The sequence below is a fragment of the Agrobacterium sp. genome (assembly GCF_059499945.1).
The window spans coordinates 153514-174978 of the sequence record NZ_JCABZP010000015.1; the positions used below are offsets into that span (position 1 = coordinate 153514).

At 59.8% G+C, this 21465-nt stretch carries 20 protein-coding genes and 1 other RNA gene; 9 read left to right on the forward strand and 12 right to left on the reverse strand.

All coding sequences use genetic code 11. From position 1 onward, the window contains the following. Positions 1-10: 10 nt before the first annotated feature. The 7 genes from AC5I5B_RS18275 to AC5I5B_RS18305 form a co-directional block, all read right to left on the reverse strand. Positions 11-853 (reverse strand): MBL fold metallo-hydrolase, encoded by an 843-nt coding sequence (locus tag AC5I5B_RS18275; RefSeq protein ID WP_111834187.1) that lies wholly within the window; start codon positions 851-853, stop codon positions 11-13. 114 nt (positions 854-967) lie between these two features. Beyond that, complete coding sequence (locus tag AC5I5B_RS18280) at positions 968-1792, reverse strand: TIGR00282 family metallophosphoesterase (RefSeq protein WP_003506212.1); 825 nt, start codon at positions 1790-1792, stop codon at positions 968-970. A gap of 72 nt (positions 1793-1864) precedes the next feature. Beyond that, the gene (locus AC5I5B_RS18285) at positions 1865-2482 is read right to left on the reverse strand and encodes a 5-formyltetrahydrofolate cyclo-ligase (protein WP_020809623.1); all 618 of its coding nucleotides are present in this window, start codon (positions 2480-2482) and stop codon (positions 1865-1867) included. Continuing rightward, on the reverse strand, positions 2482-3744 hold the full coding sequence (locus tag AC5I5B_RS18290) for a hemolysin family protein (protein ID WP_003506208.1): 1263 nt from the start codon (positions 3742-3744) through the stop codon (positions 2482-2484). The genes AC5I5B_RS18285 and AC5I5B_RS18290 overlap by 1 nt, the downstream gene beginning before the upstream one ends. Positions 3745-3973: 229 nt before the next feature. Continuing rightward, a non-coding RNA gene (ssrS, locus tag AC5I5B_RS18295) (6S RNA) lies at positions 3974-4132 on the reverse strand. 79 nt (positions 4133-4211) lie between these two features. Continuing rightward, the gene (locus AC5I5B_RS18300) at positions 4212-4589 is read right to left on the reverse strand and encodes a cell division protein ZapA (RefSeq protein ID WP_111834188.1); all 378 of its coding nucleotides are present in this window, start codon (positions 4587-4589) and stop codon (positions 4212-4214) included. A gap of 10 nt (positions 4590-4599) precedes the next feature. Next, on the reverse strand, positions 4600-4872 hold the full coding sequence (locus tag AC5I5B_RS18305; RefSeq protein WP_003506205.1) for a DUF4164 domain-containing protein: 273 nt from the start codon (positions 4870-4872) through the stop codon (positions 4600-4602). A gap of 325 nt (positions 4873-5197) precedes the next feature. Here AC5I5B_RS18305 and tkt point away from each other — a divergent pair, with 325 nt between their 5' ends. Together tkt and gap are read left to right on the forward strand one after the other, a co-directional pair. Then, the gene (tkt, locus tag AC5I5B_RS18310) at positions 5198-7180 is read left to right on the forward strand and encodes a transketolase (protein WP_111834189.1); all 1983 of its coding nucleotides are present in this window, start codon (positions 5198-5200) and stop codon (positions 7178-7180) included. Positions 7181-7244: 64 nt separating this feature from the next. Then, complete coding sequence (gene gap / locus AC5I5B_RS18315; RefSeq protein WP_003506200.1) at positions 7245-8255, forward strand: type I glyceraldehyde-3-phosphate dehydrogenase; 1011 nt, start codon at positions 7245-7247, stop codon at positions 8253-8255. 181 nt (positions 8256-8436) lie between these two features. Here the strand turns inward: gap and AC5I5B_RS18320 are convergent, their stop codons facing one another. Further along, positions 8437-8706 (reverse strand): hypothetical protein, encoded by a 270-nt coding sequence (locus tag AC5I5B_RS18320; RefSeq protein WP_111834190.1) that lies wholly within the window; start codon positions 8704-8706, stop codon positions 8437-8439. 388 nt (positions 8707-9094) lie between these two features. Between AC5I5B_RS18320 and AC5I5B_RS18325 the strand changes: the two genes are divergently transcribed. From AC5I5B_RS18325 to AC5I5B_RS18335, 3 genes are all read left to right on the forward strand, one after another. After that, on the forward strand, positions 9095-10960 hold the full coding sequence (locus tag AC5I5B_RS18325) for a potassium/proton antiporter (RefSeq protein WP_111834244.1): 1866 nt from the start codon (positions 9095-9097) through the stop codon (positions 10958-10960). 67 nt (positions 10961-11027) lie between these two features. After that, positions 11028-12230: a phosphoglycerate kinase gene (locus tag AC5I5B_RS18330; protein ID WP_099087330.1), complete on the forward strand. Its 1203-nt coding sequence runs from the start codon at positions 11028-11030 to the stop codon at positions 12228-12230. Between the two features lie 191 nt (positions 12231-12421). Then, positions 12422-13447 carry a class I fructose-bisphosphate aldolase gene (locus AC5I5B_RS18335; protein WP_003506191.1) on the forward strand — a complete coding sequence of 342 codons (1026 nt, stop codon included), beginning with the start codon at positions 12422-12424 and terminating at the stop codon, positions 13445-13447. 58 nt (positions 13448-13505) lie between these two features. Here AC5I5B_RS18335 and AC5I5B_RS18340 read toward each other — a convergent pair whose 3' ends face one another. Then, a complete protein-coding gene (locus AC5I5B_RS18340; RefSeq protein ID WP_003506189.1) occupies positions 13506-13661 on the reverse strand; it encodes a hypothetical protein in 156 nt (51 codons plus the stop codon). 136 nt (positions 13662-13797) lie between these two features. On the opposite strand from AC5I5B_RS18340, the gene AC5I5B_RS18345 reads away from it, so the two are divergent. The 3 genes from AC5I5B_RS18345 (at position 13798) to rcdA (ending at position 16195) form a co-directional block, all read left to right on the forward strand. Further along, on the forward strand, positions 13798-15087 hold the full coding sequence (locus AC5I5B_RS18345) for an MFS transporter (protein WP_003506188.1): 1290 nt from the start codon (positions 13798-13800) through the stop codon (positions 15085-15087). Then, positions 15084-15275: a DUF1192 domain-containing protein gene (locus tag AC5I5B_RS18350; protein WP_003506186.1), complete on the forward strand. Its 192-nt coding sequence runs from the start codon at positions 15084-15086 to the stop codon at positions 15273-15275. The genes AC5I5B_RS18345 and AC5I5B_RS18350 overlap by 4 nt, the downstream gene beginning before the upstream one ends. Positions 15276-15679: 404 nt before the next feature. Continuing rightward, a complete protein-coding gene (gene rcdA, locus AC5I5B_RS18355; protein ID WP_003506184.1) occupies positions 15680-16195 on the forward strand; it encodes a protease adaptor protein RcdA in 516 nt (171 codons plus the stop codon). Between the two features lie 153 nt (positions 16196-16348). Here the strand turns inward: rcdA and rpmE are convergent, their stop codons facing one another. Next, positions 16349-16570: a 50S ribosomal protein L31 gene (rpmE, locus tag AC5I5B_RS18360; RefSeq protein WP_003506183.1), complete on the reverse strand. Its 222-nt coding sequence runs from the start codon at positions 16568-16570 to the stop codon at positions 16349-16351. Between the two features lie 261 nt (positions 16571-16831). Here rpmE and AC5I5B_RS18365 point away from each other — a divergent pair, with 261 nt between their 5' ends. Beyond that, the gene (locus AC5I5B_RS18365) at positions 16832-18631 is read left to right on the forward strand and encodes an ABC transporter transmembrane domain-containing protein (protein ID WP_003506179.1); all 1800 of its coding nucleotides are present in this window, start codon (positions 16832-16834) and stop codon (positions 18629-18631) included. Between the two features lie 65 nt (positions 18632-18696). On the opposite strand, the gene AC5I5B_RS18370 is transcribed toward AC5I5B_RS18365, so the two are convergent. Further along, entirely contained in the window at positions 18697-20343 is a 1647-nt protein-coding gene (locus tag AC5I5B_RS18370) for an FAD-binding dehydrogenase (RefSeq protein WP_111834192.1), read from the reverse strand. 89 nt (positions 20344-20432) lie between these two features. Next, complete coding sequence (locus AC5I5B_RS18375; RefSeq protein WP_003506175.1) at positions 20433-21464, reverse strand: peptidoglycan -binding protein; 1032 nt, start codon at positions 21462-21464, stop codon at positions 20433-20435. Between the last annotated feature and the right edge of the window lies 1 nt (position 21465).

Consider the following 21465-nt stretch of genomic DNA (forward strand, 5'->3'; position numbering starts at 1 on the left):
CACCGCCATGTTACATGCCTTTCGGCACGAGTATCTGCGGCTGGCGGGGAAGATTTCTCATCGAAACCCGGATCACCGGGTCGGTCGCATAGGCAATGCGAAAACTTTCGCCAAACATTGTCAGAAACTGCTCCAGCGGCGGGCCGGTGCGGTGCATCGGCAGGATCAGCGCCGAGCGCAGGCGCTTGACCACCCGGCTCATGCTGTCAGCGCCCATGGTCAAGCCGCCATCCACCGGCACCATCAGCACATCCAGACGGCCGATCTCTGCATAATGCGTATCCGTCAACTCATGATGCAGATGGCCGAGATGACCGATACACAGGCCCGCAACTTCGAAGATGAAGATGGAATTGCCGTTTTCCTGAAAGGATTCGTAATCGCCCCAGCGGTTGCGGATATCGGTTGCGACATTGCGAATATAGACATCGCCTACCAGAACCTTGTGTTCGGCCTTTTCTCCCGGCGTATCGCTCCAGCCATGCAGCACATATTGAATGGCAGGGTCCGGACTAAGGGTGAAGTGGGTCGAATGCGCCCGGTTCATCGTTACGACCGTCGGCATGACGGGCGGGCGATAGACGCCGTTATAGTCCGTGGCGATCGTTACCCCGCCTGGGCTTTCGATCAGATAGGTGGAATGGCCGATGAAGCTGATCTTCACCTCTTCCTTCGCCGCCGCCTGAGCCAGCTGAACACCCGGCGGACTGAAGCTCGCAAACATGACGCCGGGAATGTTGCTGGCGATCGCCTGGCATTGACTGACGGGCGGGCGGCTTTCCGTCTGGGAGAAGGCCGCTCCCGATGAGGCGATCAGCCCCGATATTGCAAGCATTAGCACGCGCAGCATCATGCCACTCCCTGAACTTGCGAAGGGTGGGAGGATGAGGCAGGTTTTGCGGAGCGTCCAGTTACAAGAGTGCCGGAAGGCTCACACTCTCGTCATTGTGAACGCTTCAGGGAGAGATCACGCCCAGAAGGAGGGCAGGGTTTCCGAGAGCCGGGGACCGATGCGCAGCGGCGCGATCTTTTCTGCAAGCCCGGTGCGGTCGGAAATTTCGACGCCGACGCCGCAGATCGTCGCCGGTCCGCTGGCAGCCTCAAAACGGCCCTTCGGCATCTTGGAAATGAAGCGGTTGATCGGCTCTTCCTTTTCCATTCCAAGCGAACTGTCATAATCGCCGCACATGCCGGCATCCGACATATAGGCCGTGCCGCCATTAAGGATCTGCGCATCCGCCGTCGGGACATGGGTGTGGGTGCCGACAACGAAGCTCGCGCGGCCATCCACAAAATGGCCGAAACACTGTTTTTCACTCGTCGCTTCCGCATGGAAATCGAAGATGATGGCGTCGGCCTGTTCCTTCAGCGGGCAGGCGGCAAGAATGTTTTCCGCAGACTTGAAGGGATCGTCCAGTTCCGGATGCATGAAGACCCGCCCCATGATGTTGGCGACCAATATGCGTGCGCCGTTGCGGGCATAAAAAAGGCCCGAGCCCTTGCCCGGCGTACCGTCAGGATAATTGGCGGGCCGCAGGAACTGGTCGTGGCGCTCGCAGAAGGAAACCGCTTCCTTCTGGTCCCAGACATGGTTGCCGGTCGTGACAACATCGGCGCCGGCATTGATGGTCTCGAGATAGATATCTTCGGTGATGCCGAAGCCGCCGGCGGCGTTTTCACCGTTGACGATCACAAAATCGAGCTTCAGATCGGAAATCAGCCCCGGCAATCGTTCCCAGACAGCAGTGCGTCCGGTCTTGCCAACCATATCTCCGAGAAAAAGAAGCCTCATTCACCCGCCCCGATCTTGCGCATGTTTCTATATTTCGTCCCCTCTAGCGGGTAATCCATCTTTTAAAAAGTGCTAAAGCGCCTTTTGCCCACTATCGGAGATCGACAACGGAGCGGAAAACCAGCGCAGGCCGCTTTCCGTCAGAATGGCGTGAAGCGACATATCATGCGGCTCCGCCGGTACGAATGGCACTTCCTGACAATCAAAGGCGACGCCGATGAGAACTGGCTGTTTGCCCATCGCGTGTAACCGCGCAATGGCGCGGTCATAATGGCCCGCGCCATAACCGACCCGCTGCCCGCGCCCATCGAAGACCGAGAGAGGCACGAGCAGAATATCCGGATCGACAACCTCCGCATCCTCGCCCGGGCCAGTCGTGCCGAAGCCGGTCTTCACCAGCGGCGTATCCGCCTCGAAGCGACGGAAGACGATGGTTTCACGATCCAGCACAACGGGAAGAACGAGACGCCCGCCCCTTGTCCGCAATGCTTCCATCAGCGGCCGTGTATCGGCCTCGGAGCGGATAGGCATGAAGCCGGAAATCACGGTGCCACGCGCAAAGGCAATGTCGGAGGCGCCATGGGCCGTTATAGACTGGCTCTTCTGCTGCCGCTCCGTCAGCGTCAGCGCATCGCGCGCGGCGAGCCTTTCGCCGCGCAGCCTCGCTTTTTCGGCAACATCGCCGGGCATCAGGCAGCCCGGCTCACGAGAACCTTGTCGATGCGGTGGCCGTCGAGGTCGATGACTTCAAAACGCCAGCCGTTGCGGGTCACATGTTCGCCCAGTTCCGGCAGGCGACGGAACTCGTCCAGAACCAGACCGGCAACGGTTTCGAACTCGGCATCCTCGTCGATCTTGAAGCCCATGCGATAAGCGAACTCATCGGCGGGCATCCAGCCGGCGACGAGGAACGAACCGTCCTCGCGCTCGACTATGGCCGGCTCCTCGTCATTATCTTCCTGGAAGGCGCCGGTGATGGCCTCCAGAACGTCGCCAGAGCTGACGATACCTTCGAAATGGCCATATTCGTCGTAGACCAGTACCATGTGTACGGTGGAGCGACGCAGCGACTGGATGACGTCCACAGCGCTCGTCAGATCCGACACGACAGGAACTTCGCGCAGAAGCTCGCGAATGTTGAGCTCCTTGCCGGAGGCCAGCGCATCGAAGGCATCCTTGGCGAAAAGCACGCCGAGAATTTCATCAGAAGCGCCGTTGCGTACCGGAAGGCGCGAACGCTGCGTCTGGCGAAGCTGCTCTCGGATTTCCTCGGCGCTGTCTTCGATATCGACCACTTCGACATCACGACGCGGCGTCATCAGGCCACGCGCATTGCGGTCGGCAAGGCGCATGACGCTGGTGATCATCGCCGATTCCTCGGTCTCGATCACGCCAGCGCTATGGGCTTCGGCCAGAACCGTGCGGATTTCATCATCGGTGACCGATGCGTTGGACTCGCCGCTGTGGCCGAGAAGGGCAAGAACCGTCTTGCCCGACTTGTCGAGCAGCCATACCAGCGGCGCGCCGACCTTGGACAGCAGCATCATGGTGGGTGCGACGCGGGCAGCGACCTTTTCGGGATCGCGCAGCGCAATCTGCTTGGGCACAAGTTCGCCGACGATCAGCGACAGATAGGTAATGGCGACGACCACCGAGCCGACGCCAAGCGCATCGGCGGCACGGTCGGGAACACCCTGTTCCAGAAGCCACGCCGTAAAGCGGGCACCGAGCGTGGCACCGGAAAAAGCGCCGGAAAGGACGCCGACCAGCGTGATGCCGATCTGCACTGTGGAAAGAAAGCGTCCGGGATTTTCGGAAAGGCCGAGCGCCATGGTGGCGCCCTTGCTGCCTTGCGCGGCAAGCACCTTGAGCCTCGCCGGTCTGGAGGAGACAACGGCAAGCTCGGACATGGCAAGCACACCGTTCAATACGGTGAGCAGGACCACGATCATAATTTCAGTAAACAAGTTTAGCTCTTTGGGCTGTTGAACGGCACGTCGCGGTTTTGGCCGCAGCGCCCTTTTTTAAAGGGCATGACAGACATACCAATCCGAATAATAGGGAATTGTTCCGCCATTGCAATGACGGCAATATAAAAAAGCCGCGTCCGGCAGTTATGAAAAATCACTGTCGAATATATCAAGGATATGGTGAAGCATCGGGGTTGATCCGAAACTTCAAGCGCGATCCACGGCGACCGATGGAGATTTACGATCCTGGGTGCCTACAAAAGTAGGTGGGCGCCGTGTGTCCAGTCCCACGGGACTGGCCAGGGACAGCTCCCTTTGGATCGAGTATGGCCCCAGGGATTGTGGTTCCTGTCGGGAAGCGCAGAACGCATCCAAGATATAGGACGGATCGGGGGAAACCACCAGAGGGCACCGAGCGAAATTTTGCCGCCTCAGAACTCTTTGCGCAGTCAATGCGCCGTGGGCTTCGGCCGCGCCAGCAGTTTTTCGGTAATGCCGTTCAACCGGTCGGCCAGATCGCCGATGGCGAGCGCCACCACTTCATCCGATTTCGCCCTGTGCTCGGCCATGCCGTCACGGTTGCGGGAAAGGGATGCGACCTCTCCTTCCAGCTTCTCGATCTTGCGGTTGAGTTCGGAAAGCTCGTCCATCACCATGATGCCGGCCATGACGGTCAGGCGAAGGTCGCCTATTTCACCGAACTGGCTCTTGAGGTGCCCGACATACCGGTCGAACCTGGTTGCGAGATCGGTCAGATGGTCTTCCTGCCCTGCCTCGCACGCCATGCGATAGGCCTTGCCGTCGATCATAACTGTGACTTGCGCCATGAACCCGCTCCTATCGATCCAGCACCGCGCGGATCGTCTCCATGGCCGTTACCAGCCGGCGGGAAACCTCGCGGTTGACTTCTTCAAGACGATTGGCGCGAAATTCGGCCTGATCCAGCTCATGTGCGAGCCTTGCGCGGTCGACATGGACCCGCTTGACCTCATTATCGATCTCGCCCGTCTCCCTTTGCCGCTCGATACGCATATCGATGGCATTTTCGAGATTTGTGATGGCAGCATTCAGCTCCGTCAGCGCAGATTGTACGGTCTTCTCAGCCGACATCGTTTTTTCCAACTCGCACGCCACCGGGCGAATCGTCCGGTTTCAGGCCTTTTCAACAATCACGAGGTTATTACCCGATTTACCATCCCGTCAATCAAACCAGTGCATTGAGGCGTTTTGCTCTGTGGATGAACGAAGAGGCGGCGACACATATCGCACGGATTTTGTCAGGACACCCGATTTTCTAAACGATTTTTTCTCCCTGAGGGAACCGCAAACGCCCGTGGATTTATTGACTTGCCTGCCTCACCTGCTATGGATCAACCCGCTTTTTGGATAGTTGCGTAAAACTATCTCCTTTCACCCGGAAACAGACGGAAAAGCCATGATTTCTCGCGACAAACACAACCGGATGGCAAACGCGATCCGCTTTCTTGCCATGGATGCAGTGGAGAAGGCCAATTCAGGCCACCCCGGTCTGCCGATGGGCGCCGCTGATGTCGCCACCGTTCTTTTCACCCGTTACCTGAAATTCGATCCCAAGGCGCCGCTCTGGGCTGACCGCGACCGCTTCGTGCTGTCGGCAGGCCATGGTTCGATGCTGCTTTACTCGCTGCTCTATCTGACGGGCTACGAGGACATGACGATCGACGAGATCAAGCGTTTCCGTCAGTTCGGCTCCAAGACCGCCGGCCATCCCGAATATGGCCATGCGACCGGCATCGAAACGACCACCGGCCCGCTCGGCCAGGGCATCGCCAACGCCGTCGGCATGGCTATTGCCGAACGCAAGCTGGAAGAGGAATTCGGCTCCGACCTGCAGAGCCACTTCACCTATGTGCTGTGCGGCGACGGCTGCCTCATGGAAGGCATCAGCCACGAAGCCATCGCGCTTGCCGGCCACCTGAAGCTCAACAAGCTCGTTCTGTTCTGGGATGACAACAACATCACCATCGACGGTGAAGTTGGCCTCTCCGACAGCACCGACCAGATCGCCCGCTTCCAGGCCGTTCACTGGAACACCATCCGCGTCGATGGCCATGATCCGGATGCGATTGCTGCCGCCATCGAGGCCGCGCAGAAATCCGACCGCCCGACCTTCATCGCCTGCAAGACCGTCATCGGTTTCGGCGCGCCCAACAAGCAGGGCACCCACAAGGTACACGGCAACCCGCTCGGCGCCGAAGAAATCGCCGCTGCGCGCAAGAGCCTCAACTGGGAAGCCGAAGCTTTCGTCATTCCGGAAGATGTGCTCGATGCATGGCGTCTCGCCGGCCTGCGCTCCACCAAGACCCGTCAGGACTGGGAAGCCCGTCTCGAGGCCGCTGAAGCCGGCAAAAAGGCCGAGTTCAAGCGCCGCTTCGCCGGCGATCTGCCCGGCAATTTCGACAGTTCGATCGATGCCTTCAAGAAGAAGATCATCGAGAACAACCCGACTGTCGCCACCCGCAAGGCTTCCGAAGACTCGCTTGAAGTCATCAACGGCATCCTGCCGGAAATGGTCGGCGGCTCGGCTGACCTGACGCCGTCCAACAACACCAAGACCAGCCAGATGAAGTCCATCACCCCGACGGATTTCTCCGGCCGTTATCTGCATTACGGCATCCGCGAGCACGGCATGGCGGCCGCGATGAACGGCATCGCGCTCCATGGCGGTCTCATCCCCTATGCCGGCGGCTTCCTGATCTTCTCGGACTATTGCCGTCCGTCGATCCGCCTTGCCGCCCTGATGGGCATCCGCGTCGTTCACGTTCTGACGCATGATTCCATCGGCGTCGGCGAAGACGGCCCGACCCACCAGCCGGTGGAGCAGATTGCAGCGCTGCGCGCCATTCCGAACCTCCTCGTTTTCCGCCCGGCGGATGAAACCGAGACGGCGGAATGCTGGCAGCTGGCGCTTGAGCAGAAGCATCGTCCGTCTGCCCTGGCACTCACCCGCCAGAACCTTGCACCCTCGCGCAAGGAATATGAAGAGAAGAACCTTTCCGCTTACGGCGCTTACGAACTCGTATCCGCCAGCGACGCCAAGGTTTCGATCTTCGCATCCGGTTCGGAAGTCGAAGTGGCGCTCAAGGCCGCTGCAACGCTGAAGGACAACGGCGTTTCCGTCCGCGTCGTTTCCGTTCCCTGCTTCGAGCTCTTCAAGGAACAGCCGGAAACCTATCGTAACGCCATCATCGGCAAGGCTCCGGTCAAGATCGCGATCGAAGCCGCCATTCGTCAGGGCTGGGACTATTTCATCGGTAACGATGGCGCTTTCGTCGGCATGCATTCCTTCGGAGCATCTGCCCCGGCGAAGGATCTCTTCAAGCACTTCGGCATCACGGCGGAAGCCGTCGTCGCCGCAGTCGAGGCAAAACTTGCGTGAGGGCTTCCCAAGCCCTCTCACATTCCGCAAAGACCAAGCACATATCTTGTTCGGGAGACTGTAAATGACTGTAAAAGTTGCCATTAACGGCTTCGGCCGCATCGGCCGCAACGTCCTGCGCGCCATCGTCGAATCCGGCCGTACCGATATCGAAGTTGTTGCCATCAACGACCTCGGCCCGGTTGAAACCAACGCCCATCTGCTGCGCTACGATTCGATCCACGGCAAGTTCCCTGCCGACGTGAAGGTTGAAGGCGACACGATCATCGTTGGCGGCGGCAAGCCGATCAAGGTGACGGCCGTTCGCGATCCGGCAACGCTGCCGCACAAGGAACTCGGCGTCGATATCGCGCTCGAATGCACCGGCATCTTCACTGCCCGCGACAAGGCCGCTGCTCACCTGACGGCAGGCGCCAAGCGCGTCATCGTTTCGGCACCGGCTGACGGCGCAGACCTCACCGTCGTCTTCGGCGTCAATGACGACCAGCTGACGAAGGACCATCTGGTCATTTCCAACGCGTCCTGCACCACCAACTGCCTCGTGCCGGTCGTGAAGGTTCTCGATGACGTCGTTGGCATCGATCATGGCTTCATGACGACGATCCACTCCTACACGGGCGACCAGCCGACGCTGGACACCATGCACAAGGATCTGTACCGCGCCCGCGCTGCAGCCCTGTCCATGATCCCGACCTCGACGGGTGCAGCCAAGGCCGTTGGCCTCGTTCTGCCGCACCTCAAAGGCAAGCTGGACGGCACGTCGATCCGCGTTCCGACCCCGAACGTTTCGGTCGTCGACTTCAAGTTCATCGCCAAGCGCGACACGACGGTTGAGGAAATCAACGAAGCGATCAAGTCCGCCGCCAATGGCAAGCTGAAGGGCATCCTCGGCTACACCGAAGAGCCGCTGGTCTCCCGCGACTTCAACCACGACAGCCACTCCTCGATCTTCGCGATCGACCAGACCAAGGTCATGGAAGGCAAGTTCGTGCGCGTCCTGTCCTGGTACGACAACGAGTGGGGCTTCTCCAACCGCATGTCGGACACGGCCGTCGCATTCGCGAAGACCATCTAAGCGGAACTCAGTTCGATCAAAAAGCCGGCAGGAGCAATCCTGCCGGCTTTTTATTTGTAAAAATGCCGACGGGAACGAGGAAACCCGTCGGCATCGATCCGGAAGCAAGGCGGGGCGCTTCGGATCGAAACCATCGTTGGGCAAGAGGGGCCAACCCGCTGCCAGCGCCGGCGCGCAACCGTCACCTTCTGTTGTTGATGATGATTGGGTCCCGCGAGCCGGCATTGCTCCAGATCGTATCGAAAGTCTGCTGCCTCAACTCGCTTTGCTGCATGGAAAGCTTCATCATGCAGTCGGCAGCATCCCGCGAGCCTTCGGGGTAACCAAAGGAGCGGCAGCGCTCGCGTTGCGCGGCCATGTTTTCAGCCGTCTGTTCCGTGCTGGAGCAGCCCGAAACAATCGAGCCCGCCGCCAATACTATAATAAGTCCAGTAATATTTATCCGCGTCATCCGATCGCTCCGGTAATGTTGAAAAGCAATTCGGACGAGAGCAATAACGCAGCTGCATTGTCTCTATGTTACGTTGAGACGCCGGAAGATGAATTGTTTCTGCGGGGGTATCTGCCGCTCTCCTTGCCATCCATTTTTTCGCCCGCGAGCCGAAAAAATTCCCATTTCCTGCCTTTGTCTGGTCCACTTTGAGACGGACAAGAGACACAGGGATAACGGTCGTGCGCAATGCACTTCGGCCCTGCCGTATCATTCGATACACCCGCCTTGCGTCGCCTTTCAACGCCACCCGAAACAGCGCTGACAGACCGCAACCCGTGGCGCATTGACTGCAGACGCGCAGAGCATTCATTGCAGCGGTCAACGCGGTTTGAATGAGGCGGTGGACGTGGAATCATTTTATCTTCTGTTGCTGGTGGCAACTGTTCTCGTTCTCGTCGCAGCCTTTTCGAGCCTCATCGCCTTCCGCTTCGGCGCGCCCCTCCTGCTGCTTTTCCTTGTTATCGGCCTGGCGGCGGGGGTGGATGGCCTTGGCATCGAGTTCACCAATAATCCGCTCGCTTATATGCTCGGCTCGCTCGTGCTCGCCGTCATCCTTTTCGATTCCGGTTTCGGCACGTCGATACAATCCTTCCGGCTTTCGGCAGCACCTGCCGTGGCGCTCGCCACCGGCGGCGTCATCCTGACCTCCGTGTTCTTCGCGGGCGCAGCCGCCCTGCTGCTCGGGCTCTCGTGGCTGGAGGGGCTGCTGCTCGGCGCCATCGTCGCCTCCACGGATGCGGCGGCCGTCTTTTTCCTGCTGCGCATCGGCGGCATTCATATCCGCGATCAGGTCCGCTCGACGCTGGAGGTCGAGTCCGGCACCAACGATCCGATGGCAATCTTCCTCACCGTCGCGCTGGTCGAGATCATTGCCAAGGGTCAGGGGCTGGCCGGTATCGATAGCGGTTTCCTGCTGCTCTTCGTCGAAGAAATGGGCCTCGGCGTGATTTTCGGCCTGCTCGGCGGTGTCATGATCGCGACCGTCGTCAACCGTTTCGCCGCCGACCGCGGGCTTGCCCCGATATTCGTGCTGGCGCTGGCGCTGCTCGTCTTCTCTTTCACCGGCACGCTTGGCGGCAGCGGTTTTCTGGCGGTCTATGTGGCGGGCATCGTTGCCGGCAACCGCAGGATTTTCGCCAAGGAAACCATCCGCCGCTTCCACGAAGGGCTGACCTGGCTTGCCCAGATCATCATGTTCCTGATGCTCGGCCTGCTCGCCACGCCGTCGCAATTTCCGGCAATCGCCATTCCCGCCGTCCTGCTTGCGCTGTTCCTGATTTTCGTCGCCCGCCCGCTCGCGGTGTGGCTGAGCCTCATGCCCTTCAACTATACCCAGCAGGAAACATCCTTCGTGGCGTGGGTGGGCCTGCGTGGCGCGGTCTCCATCCTGCTGGCCATCATGCCCATTCTCGGCGGGCTTGATAATGCGCAGATCTATTTCAACGCCGCCTTCATCATCGTGCTGGTCTCGCTGCTTGTGCAGGGCTGGACCATCAAGCCTGTGGCAACAAGGCTCGGGCTGATCGTGCCGCCGCGCATGGGCGAGGTGGACAAGCTCGAGGTGGACCTTCCCGGCACCGCTAATCATGAACTGATTTCCTACCGGGTCGCCAAGGGCAGCGCCATCATGCAGGGTGAACGTATTCCCCGCTGGGCCATGCCCTCGCTGGTGGTGCGCGACGGCAAGTCGATCCGCTACCAATATGCCGGGCGGCTGCGTGAAAACGATCTCGTCTATCTCTTCATCGCACCCGGCTATTCCCGCCTGATCGACCGGCTGTTCGCCAGCGCCCTGCCGGTTGCCGATGACGACGCCGATTTCTTCGGCACCTTCGCGATCTCGCCCGCCCGCCCGGCGAAGGAGCTGGACGCGGCCTATGGCCCCGGCCTGCTTTCGCCCGCCGAGCAGGCGATGAGCGTCGCGGAACTGATAGAGGCGCGTCTTGCCGGAAAGGCTGATTATGCCGACCGTGTGCGCCTCGGCTCCATCGTCCTGATCGTCCGCACACTGGACGAGCATGAGGAAATCACCGGCGTCGGAATCTCGCTCGAACCGGTGGAGCCGGCCACCAGCCTGCCGATATTCATCAGCTTTTCGGAAATCCTCAACCGTGTGCGAGATTATCTGGCGCAGAAGCGTCAGCCACGCCTCGCCGGCGTTGAAGAAAGCGCCCCCGCCCCGGCCAATACAGTGAGAGAAAATGAGGCCTGACCGGCTTGCGTCGTCAATCAGGCATAGTATGGTCCGTGCCGAACTCGCAACAAATCAGGATCGACCTATGCCCGCTTTCAAGACCCTCGACAACCTCAACGACATTGCCGGAAAGCGCGTTCTCGTTCGCGTTGATCTCAACGTGCCGGTCGCGGATGGCAAGGTGACGGACGCAACCCGTATCGAACGTGTTGCGCCGACCATTCTGGAATTGTCCTCAAAGGGCGCGAAAGTCATCCTGCTCGCACATTTCGGCCGCCCGAAGGGCGAACCGGTCGCCGACATGTCGCTTTCCCAGATCGTGCCCGCCGTCGAGGAAGTGCTGGATCACGCCGTTTCCTTCGCGACCGACTGCGTCGGTGCGCCTGCGGCGGATGCCGTCGCGAAACTGAACGACGGCGATATCCTGCTTCTGGAAAACACCCGCTTCCACAAGGGCGAAGAAAAGAACGATCCCGCCTTCGTCGAGGCTCTGGCGGCCAACGGCGATATCTATGTGAATGACGCTTTCTCCGCCGCCCACCGCGCCCACGCCTCCACCGAAGGTCTTGCGCGCCACCTGCCCGCCTATGCCGGCCGCACCATGCAGGCCGAGCTTGAGGCGCTGGAAAAGGGCCTCGGCCAGCCGGTCCGTCCGGTGGTCGCCATCGTCGGCGGCGCCAAGGTTTCGAGCAAGATCGATCTCTTGATGAACCTCGTCAAGAAGGTCGATGCCCTCGTCATCGGCGGCGGCATGGCCAACACCTTCCTTGCCGCACGCGGCGCACAAGTCGGCAAATCGCTCTGCGAACACGATCTTGCCGAGACCGCAAAGCAGATCATGATCGAGGCCGCGACATCCGGCTGTGCGATTGTTCTGCCGGAAGACGGCGTGGTCGCCCGCGAATTCAAGGCCGGTGCGGCCAATGAAACCGTCGATATCAACGCCATTCCCGCCGACGCCATGGTTCTCGACGTCGGCCCGAAATCGGTTGAAAGCATCAAGGCCTGGATTTCCCGCGCGGAAACGCTGGTCTGGAACGGCCCGCTCGGCGCTTTCGAAATCGAGCCCTTCGACGCGGCGACTGTGGCTGCAGCAAAACACGCAGCGGAATGCACGAAGGCCGGCAAGCTCGTCTCCGTCGCCGGCGGCGGTGATACCGTGGCCGCACTCAACCATGCCGGCGTTTCGGACGATTTCACCTACATCTCGACGGCAGGCGGCGCCTTCCTCGAATGGATGGAAGGCAAGGAATTGCCGGGCGTTGCCATCCTGACCGCCGCCAAGTAAACTTACCCCACTTGCCTGACACAAGGCCGGACAAGCCATGCTTGTCCGGCCTTGTCTTTTGGTAAGCGGCACCTTGAGGAAAAGTTTCAAACGATTGAAATGATTTCAATCGTTTCAATGAGTTAGCGTGCCATTTCCCTGCCCTGGAACTTCTGTTATCGGAAATTTATTGTGCCTTGGGAGAATAGCAAATGACCGAACGTCTCGAAGACATCGCCATCAAAATGGTTGCCGACGGCAAGGGCCTGCTCGCAGCCGACGAATCCACAGGAACGATCAAGAAGCGTTTCGACAGCATCAATCTGGAGTCCACCGAGACCGCCCGTCGCGACTACCGCGAAATGCTGTTCCGCTCCGACGACGCCATGAAGAAATACATCTCCGGCGTCATCCTTTATGAAGAGACCCTGTTCCAGAAGGCAGCCGATGGCACGCCTTTCGTTGATATCATCAAGGCGGCCGGCAGCCTGCCCGGCATCAAGGTGGATATCGGCGCGAAGCCGATGGCTTTCCACCCGCACGAATTCATCACCGAAGGCCTCGACGGTCTTTACGAGCGCCTGCGCAAATATCATGACGCCGGTGCCCGCTTCGCCAAGTGGCGCGGCGTCATCACCATCGGTGAACAGCGTCCGAGCTGGGGTTCTATCAAGGCAAACTCCCAGTCGCTCGCCCGTTACGCCGCTCTCTGCCAGCAGGCGGATATCGTGCCGATCGTGGAACCCGAAGTGCTGATGGACGGCGAACCGGGCACGCATGACATCGACCGCTGTGCGGAAGTCACGCAATGGGTTCTCCAGACCGTTTTCGCGGATCTGTTCGACGCCCGCGTGAACCTTGAAGGCATGATCCTCAAACCGAACATGATTATCGACGGCAAGAATGCCCGCAAGGCTTCGGTCGAGGAAGTGGCGGAAAAGACCGTGAAGGTTCTGAAGGCGACCGTGCCGTCAGCCGTTCCGGGCATTGCCTTCCTTTCCGGCGGCCAGTCCTCCGAAGAGGCAACCGCGCATCTTTCCGCCATGAATGCCGGCTACGACCTGCCCTGGTCACTGACCTATTCCTACGGCCGCGCGCTTCAGGATACGGCCCTCAAGACCTGGGGCGGCAAGCAGGAAAATGTCGCTGCCGGCCAGCGCGCCTTCACGCACCGCGCCGCGATGAACAGCCTCGCCGCCAAGGGTAACTGGAAGCAGGAACTCGAAAAGGCAGCCTGAGGCCCTCACCGGCAGGCATTTAGTCAAACAAAAGCCGCCCTCTGGGGCGGCTTTTTCGTTACGGACGCAGAAGCAGCGTCGCCGACCAGATGACAAAGGCGGCAACCGCGATCTTCCAGCAATCGCCTCTTTTCTTCAGGCCCGGCAGACCTAGCGGCCGGATGATCTGGATCGCCATGGCCAGCAGTAAAAAAAGGCCGATCGCCTTCGTCATTTATTGAGCCTTTTCTTTATTTCTGCATCGTCACAGGCTGGACATTTTTACCGTTCACCAGAAGAGTGCAACTCATTCGGGTAACGCCCGTCTATGGCCTGTCCGACCGTCCGTCCGAACGCATGAGAGTGTTTTCATGAGCAGAAATCTTCTACCCGTATTCGCTCTTTTATCCAGCACTCTGTTTCTTTTTCTCGGCAACGGCCTTCAGGGTCTCATCCTGCCCGTCCGTGGTTCCGCGGAAGGTTACTCCAATGAAATTCTGGGCTTTCTGGGCACCTCCTGGGCGGCCGGCTTCGTCATCGGCTGCTTTGTCGCGCCTGCGATCGTGCGCCGTGCGGGGCATGTGCGGGCATTCGGCTCCTTCGTGGCGCTGGTGTGCCTGACGGTGCTGATGACCGGCCTTATCATCGATGACACATCGTGGATCGCGCTGCGCGCGCTTACCGGCTTCTGCACGGCCGGCACCTCGATGATCATTGAGAGCTGGCTGAACGAGCGCGCCACCAATGAAAGCCGTGGCATGATCTTCTCGCTCTATATCGCCATCACGCTGCTCGGGGTCGTGGCGGGGCAGATGATCGTGCCGATGGGCGATATCAGCAATACGTCGCTGTTCATGATCTGCGGCATCATCTATTGCATCGCCATTCTGCCGGCCACGCTTTCGAAAGCGGCCAGTCCGCAGCCGTTACAGAAGGTGAAGCTGGATCTGCCGGCCCTTTACCGCAACTCGCCGGTCTCCTTCGTCGGCATCCTGATGATCGGCATTGCCAACGGCGCTTACGGCACGCTCGGCGCCGTCTTCGGCGCGCGCGCAGGTCTGGACCCGACCATGATCGCCATCATGGTTTCGGTCACGATTTTCGTCGGTGCGCTGGCGCAATTTCCGGCGGGAAGGCTTTCAGACCGGATAGACCGCCGTTACGTGCTGGCGGGACTTGCCGGGGTTGGCGCGGTCGCGGGCCTCGCTGTCGCGGTGGTACAACCGCATGACGTCTATGTGCTGATTTTCATGATCGCCATTTACGGCGCCGCCGCCAACGCGCTTTATCCCATCGCCGTGGCGCATGCCAACGACTTCGCCGCCTCGGAAGACTTCGTCAAGGTCTCGGGTGGCCTGCTTCTGCTTTACGGCATCGGCACCATCATCGGCCCGACGCTCGGCGGCGCGATCATGACCCATTTCGGCCCCTATGCGCTGTTTCTGGTGACGGCTGTGGCGCATCTGCTCATCACCGCCTATGCCATCATCAGAAGCCGCCAGCGCGCAGCACTTTCGACCGAGGAAAAAGACAATTTCTCGACCATGATGCCGACGACGCCCTCAACGCTCGTCACGCCGGAAAGTATTGCGCTTGACCCGCGCGCGCAGCAATATCCCGGGGACGATGGCGACTATGTGGAAAAAGGAGCAGGCATATGAGCCTCTTTGACGATGACCGTCCGCAAAAACCGGCAGCGCACGAGATCGGCGGCGATCTCAGCCTTCTTTCGGTGGACGAACTGAGCAGCCGTATCGATCTTCTGCAAGCCGAAATCACCCGGCTGGAAGAGGAGAGGACACGGAAATCCGCCGGCAGGCAGGCGGCGGAGAATCTCTTCCGGTCCTGACGCGCAGTTGAGAATAGACATGGGACTGCACTTCCAATGCCTAAAGCTGCGGCTCAGGCGGTATCTGGAAGTGAATATTCCGGGGCAGTCTTTCGTTTACCATTAACCAAAAATTAAGCTTTCTGAGAGATTACTATACATGTCCAGTTCTTCTGGACCTCAGGCATCTTCTCCATACGGCGAATTGGTCTGATTTTTCTCCCTGTTTTACCTTGAGAGCCGCTTTCGCGGCTCTTTTTTTGCCGCTTGCCGGATTCCGTAAAACTGTGGGTATTAACCCTTCTTTAATAATTGCCTTGCGCATTTCAGGTAAAGATACCATCCTGAAAACACTAAAGGCCGGAACAAAATATCCGGGTCGTCGTTGCCTGACAGTGTGGTGCGTGAGCAGGGATTTAAAGAAAATGTCGGAACAGGTTTTAAATACCATAAGCTTTGCGGGTCGCGCGGCTGCTTCCAACCAGTTCAAGACCCTCTATACCGAAGGCATGACCTTGGTTGAGGAAACGGCAAGTTATCTCGACGGTGCCGGCCGCGCCGCCTCCAAGGTGCTGCCGCGCATGGCCTCGGTACTTTATGCGGCGGAATCGATGCGCCTCACCACCCGCCTGATGCAGATGGCCTCCTGGCTGCTTCTGCAGCGCGCCGTCAACAATGGCGAAATGACGCGCGATCAGGTTCTGAGCGAAAAGAACAAGGTGCGGCTCGACAGCTTTAATGTCGACCGTAACGCGCCCGGCTGGAACGACCTGCCCGAATCCTTCCGCGACCTCATCGAGCGCTCGCTGCGTCTCCAAAACCGCATCGCCCTGCTCGACCGCGAAATCTATCGCCCGTCCGAAGCCGCCAAGGTGCCGGACAATGAAAACAGCGTGCAGGCGCAGCTCAATCTTCTGCGCACAGCTTTCTCGATCAACTGAGAAAAGACGACCTTATCCGGACAATTTGAAAAGCAGGCTGAAAAGCCTGCTTTTTTGTTTTGGTCGTTACACCCATATGCACGGCCGCGAAAAGCAGACAACAAAAAAGCCCGGAAAAACCGGGCTTTTTTATACAATCCGTCCGCAAGTGGATCAGAGGCCGAGGCCGCCGAAACGCTTGTTGAACTTGGAAACGCGACCACCGCGGTCCATAAGCTGCTGGTTGCCGCCCGTCCATGCCGGATGGGACTTGGGGTCGATTTCAAGGTTCATGACTGCGCCTTCCGAACCCCAGGTAGAGCGGGTTTCGTATTCGGTGCCATCGGTCATGACGACCTTGATCGTGTGATAAGCGGGATGGATATCAGCCTTCATGACAATCTTCCTGGTTAAGTGACGTGCGGTCCATTTGCCGCAATTGCGTCAACTGAGCCATTTCAATAAATGAAGCCATAGACCAGATGGGCTATGGCTTCCCAATTCGATGCGGAGCCTATACATGAAGGTCGCCCAGATAACAAGAGCCTGCTATCCCCTTGTGAAAGGAGATGGCCGCAGGGGCTGGAATTTTACCGCGCGCCGGAAATTCACCCGCAAAAGGCCCAAAAACGGCATTGAACAAGGAGCATAGAGGACGTGGCAGATATTGACGAGCAGAAAGCTGCGAAACAGAGGAGCCTGAAGCCGCTTCTTGGCCTCTTCCCCTATCTGAGCCGTTATCGCGGCCTGATGGCGGCAGCTCTTTTCGCGCTTGTGCTTTCCTCCGCCACGACATTGGCCCTGCCGCTTGCCGTTCGCCGCATCATCGACCACGGTTTCCAGACGCCGGATGGCGGCATGATCAACAGCTATTTCGCCGTGCTTCTGGCGATTGCCGTGCTCCTCGCGCTTGCCAGCGCCATGCGCTATTATTACGTCATGACCATTGGTGAAAGGGTCGTTGCCGATCTGCGCCGCGATGTCTTCGCCCATCTCACCACCCTGTCGCAGCAGTTTTTCGATAGCAATCGATCCGGCGAACTGACCTCGCGACTGACCGCCGATACGGTGCAGATCCGCTCGGCATTCGGGTCGTCCGCCTCCGTGGCTTTGCGCAACATCATCATGTGCTGTGGTGCCGTGGCGATGATGATCTATACCAGCCCCGGTCTTTCGGGCCTTGCGCTGCTTGCCATTCCCTTCATCGTTTTTCCGTTGATCGCCTTCGGGCGCTCGGTTCGCGCCCGCTCCCGCACCACGCAGGATACATTGGCCAATTCCGCCGCCTATGCTTCCGAGACGATTGCTGCGAGCCGCACCGTGCAGTCCTTTAACGCCGAGGTGCTGGCAAATGCCCGTTATGGCGCTTCCGTGGAAGCCGCCTATCAGGGCGCTCGGGCAGCGATCGGCGCACGCTCCATTCTCACCGCCGTCGCCATCGCGCTGGTCTTCGGCAGCGTCGTCGGCATTCTCTGGTATGGCGCGCAAAGCGTCCTGTCTGGTGGCATGACGGCAGGCACGCTCGGTCAGTTCGTGCTTTATTCGGTCATCGCGGCAAGCGGTCTCGGCCAGCTCTCGGAAGTCTGGGGTGAACTGGCGCAGGCGGGTGGTGCGGCCGAACGGCTTTCCGAACTGCTGAACGAACGCTCGCCCGTCGCAGAACCCGCAACCCCTGTCGCCATGCCGCAGCCGCCGCGCGGCGAAGCCGAATTCGAAAATGTCGATTTTGTCTACCCGCTCGCGACAGGGCGGCCGATCGTCTCCGGCCTCTCTTTCAAGGTCAGCGCCGGCGAAACCGTCGCAATCGTGGGGCCTTCAGGTGCGGGCAAGAGCACGGTCTTTTCGCTGCTGATGCGCTTTTACGATCCGCAACAGGGCCGCATCACCGTCGATGGCACGGATATCCGCGACGTCACCCTCGCCGATCTGCGCGCGCGCCTGTCCATCGTTCCGCAGGATGTGGCGATATTCGCCTCCTCCATCCACGACAATATCGCCTTTGGCCGACCTGACGCGACACGCGAGGAGGTGCGCGCCGCCGCCATCGCCGCACAGGCTGACAGCTTCATCGAACGTCTCACCGATGGATATGATACCCAGGTGGGTGAACGCGGCGTGACGCTTTCCGGCGGCCAGCGCCAGCGCATCGCCATTGCCCGCGCCATCCTGCGCAATGCGCCGATCCTGCTGCTCGACGAAGCGACTTCGGCACTCGATGCGGAAAGCGAAACGCTGGTTCAAAAGGCGCTTGATGAGCTGATGAAAACCCGCACCACCATCGTCATCGCTCACCGTCTTGCCACCGTGCTGAAGGCCGACCGTATTCTGGTGATGGATGAAGGCCGCATCATTGAAGAAGGCACGCATCAGAGCCTCATCCGCCAGAACGGCCTTTATGCGCGGCTTGCCCGGCTGCAATTCCAGACCGGACCGGACGAATTGCGCGCCCAGGCTTAGTTCACGCGATCGGAGCGGAATTTCAGGCAAAACCGCTGGTGTTTCACCATTCCGCTCTCAACGGCTCACGCCAGCACGCTGCGTCCGGCAATGCGGCCCGAAAACAGGCAGCCGCCAAGGAATGTGCCCTCCAGCGCGTTGTAGCCATGCATGCCACCGCCACCGAAACCCGCCACTTCGCCGGCGGCATAAAGCCCCGGCACCGGCTCACCGGCAGCATCCAGCACCCGGGCTTCAAGATCGGTATGAAGGCCGCCAAGCGTCTTGCGCGTCAGCACATGCAGCCGCACGGCAATCAACGGTCCCATCCACGGGTCGAGCAGCCGGTGCGGTTTTGCCGTCCGCATCAGCCGGTCGCCAAGATAACGACGTGCGCCATGGATGGCCGTTACCTGGGCATCCTTGCTGAAACCATTTTCGATTTCGCGGTCGCGCGCTTCGATCTGCCGGCGGATATGGTCTATATGCAGCCGGTTATCGCCACTGATGGCATTCATCGCCGCCACGAGTTCTTCCAGCGTATCTCGAACCGCGAAATCTTCGCCGCGCTCCATGAAAGCACGCACTGGTCCCGGCGGCTCCTTGCCCAACCTTTTGAGCAGCAGCGGTATATCCTTGCCGGTCAGATCAGGATTCTGCTCCGAGCCTGAAAGCGCAAATTCCTTCTTGATGATCACCTTGGTCAGAATGAACCAGCTATGGCCGCTGCCGCGTTCGCCCAGCATTTTAAGCGTGCCGAGCGTATCGAAACCCGGCATGGCGGGGGCGGCGAGGCGGTTTCCATCCGCATCGCACCAGAAGGGCGAGGGACCGGGCAGAATGCGGATCCCGTGACCCGGCCAGATCGGATCATGGTTTTTCACGCCCTCGGTATAATGCCACATGCGGTCACGATTGATGACGGCTCCGCCAGCCGTTTCCGTAATGGCGATCATGCGGCCATCCACATGCGCGGGAACACCGCAGACCATGCTTGCGGGAGGCGCGCCCAACCGTTCCACCGGCCAGTTGCGCCGCACCAGTTCCTGATTGCCGCCGATGCCGCCGGAACTGACGATGACCGTCGCAGCGGAGAAGGTAAAATCGCCCTGCTCTTCCCGGCTGCTCTCCTGCCCGCGTTGCACGGGGTCGGCTACAAGAACAGCGCCTGAAATGCCGGTCACCCGGCCGTCGACGACCTCCAGACGATCAACCTGGTGGCGAAAACGGAAGGTCAGCCGGCCGGTTGCCGCCATGGCCTTCGCCTTTTTAACGAAGGGTGCGAGTACGCCCGGACCCGTGCCCCATGTGACATGGAAACGCGGAACGGAATTGCCATGACCATGAGCGAGGCTGCCGCCACGCTCGGCCCAGCCGACCACAGGAAACCAGCGCATGCCCATACGGTGCAGCCATTCGCGTTTTTCACCGGCAGCGAAATCGAGATAGGCCTCCGCCCAACGGCGCGGCCAATAATCCTCCGGACGGTCGAAACCGGCTGAGCCGAACCAGTCTTGCCGCGCAAGATCGAGACTGTCTCGCACCCGCATCCGGCGCTGCTCGGGACTATCGACGAAAAACAGACCACCCAGCGACCAGAAGGCCTGGCCGCCAAGGTTCTGCTCGCCCTCCTGATCCACGACACAGACGCTGAAACCTCGCTCAGCAGCCTCGGTTGCCGCCACCAGCCCGGCAAGCCCCGCGCCGACAACGATCACATCATAGCGTTCCATCAGCCCCTCCCAGATATGACGGAATTACTTTTACGCGAACGTAAATTCACTTTCGCCGGAAGGCAACCGCGCTGATGCGGTCCGCAATTTTAGCGCTCGGTGAGCTTGAGTTCGATACGGCGGTTCTGCTGCCGTGCTTCCGGCGTATCGCCTTCGGCAATCGGCTGATACTCACCGAAACCAGCGGCGACCAGCCGGTTTGCCGGGACGCCCTTGGAAATCAGGAATTTCACCACCGAGGTGGCACGGGCCGAGGATAGTTCCCAATTGTCCCGGTAACGTCCGGAACCGGAAAGCTGGACGTTATCCGTGTGGCCATCCACGCGCAGGACCCAGTTGATCTCCGCCGGAATTTCCTTGGCAAGATCGAGCAGCGCGACCGCCAGCTTCTCCATCTCCGTCTGTCCTTCCGGATTGAGTTCATTGCCGCCGGAAGGGAAGAGCACTTCGGACTGGAAGACGAACCGGTCACCGACGATGCGGATATTTTCGCGGTCCGACAGGATTTCGCGCAGCCGCCCGAAGAAATCAGACCGATAGCGGTTCAGTTCCTGCACCCGCTGCGCCAGCGCGACATTGAGGCGACGGCCGAGATCGGCGATCTTGACCTGAGACGAGGTATCCTTGGCTTCCGACGCCTGCAGGGCGGCTTCCACCGAAGCGATCTGCGCTCTCAGCGCCGCAATCTGCTGGTTCAGCAATTCGATCTGCGCGGAGGCGCGGGAATTGGCCTGCCGCTGGTCGTCCAGCTCGCCGGTCAGGCTGCCAATCCGGGCATTGGCGTTCGCATTGTTGCCCGATCCCGCATCGAGAAGCGCCTGCAGTCGCGAACGCTCGTTTTCTGAAGCTGCGAGCGTCGATTGCAGGCTTGCGAGCGCGTCCTCAATATCCTGCTTGTTGCCTTTTTCCATGGCCAGAAGTTCGGTCAGTTCGGCAATCTGGCTGTTGAGGCGCGTCAGCACTTCGTCCTTGCCGGTAATTTCGCGCGACAGTACGAATTGCGCCAGCACGAAGACCGTCAGCAAAAACATGATGGCCATCAGCAGCGTCGAAAGCGCATCGACGAAACCCGGCCAATAATCCACACCCCTGTCGCGGCGGCGGTTGCGCGCAAGCGCCATG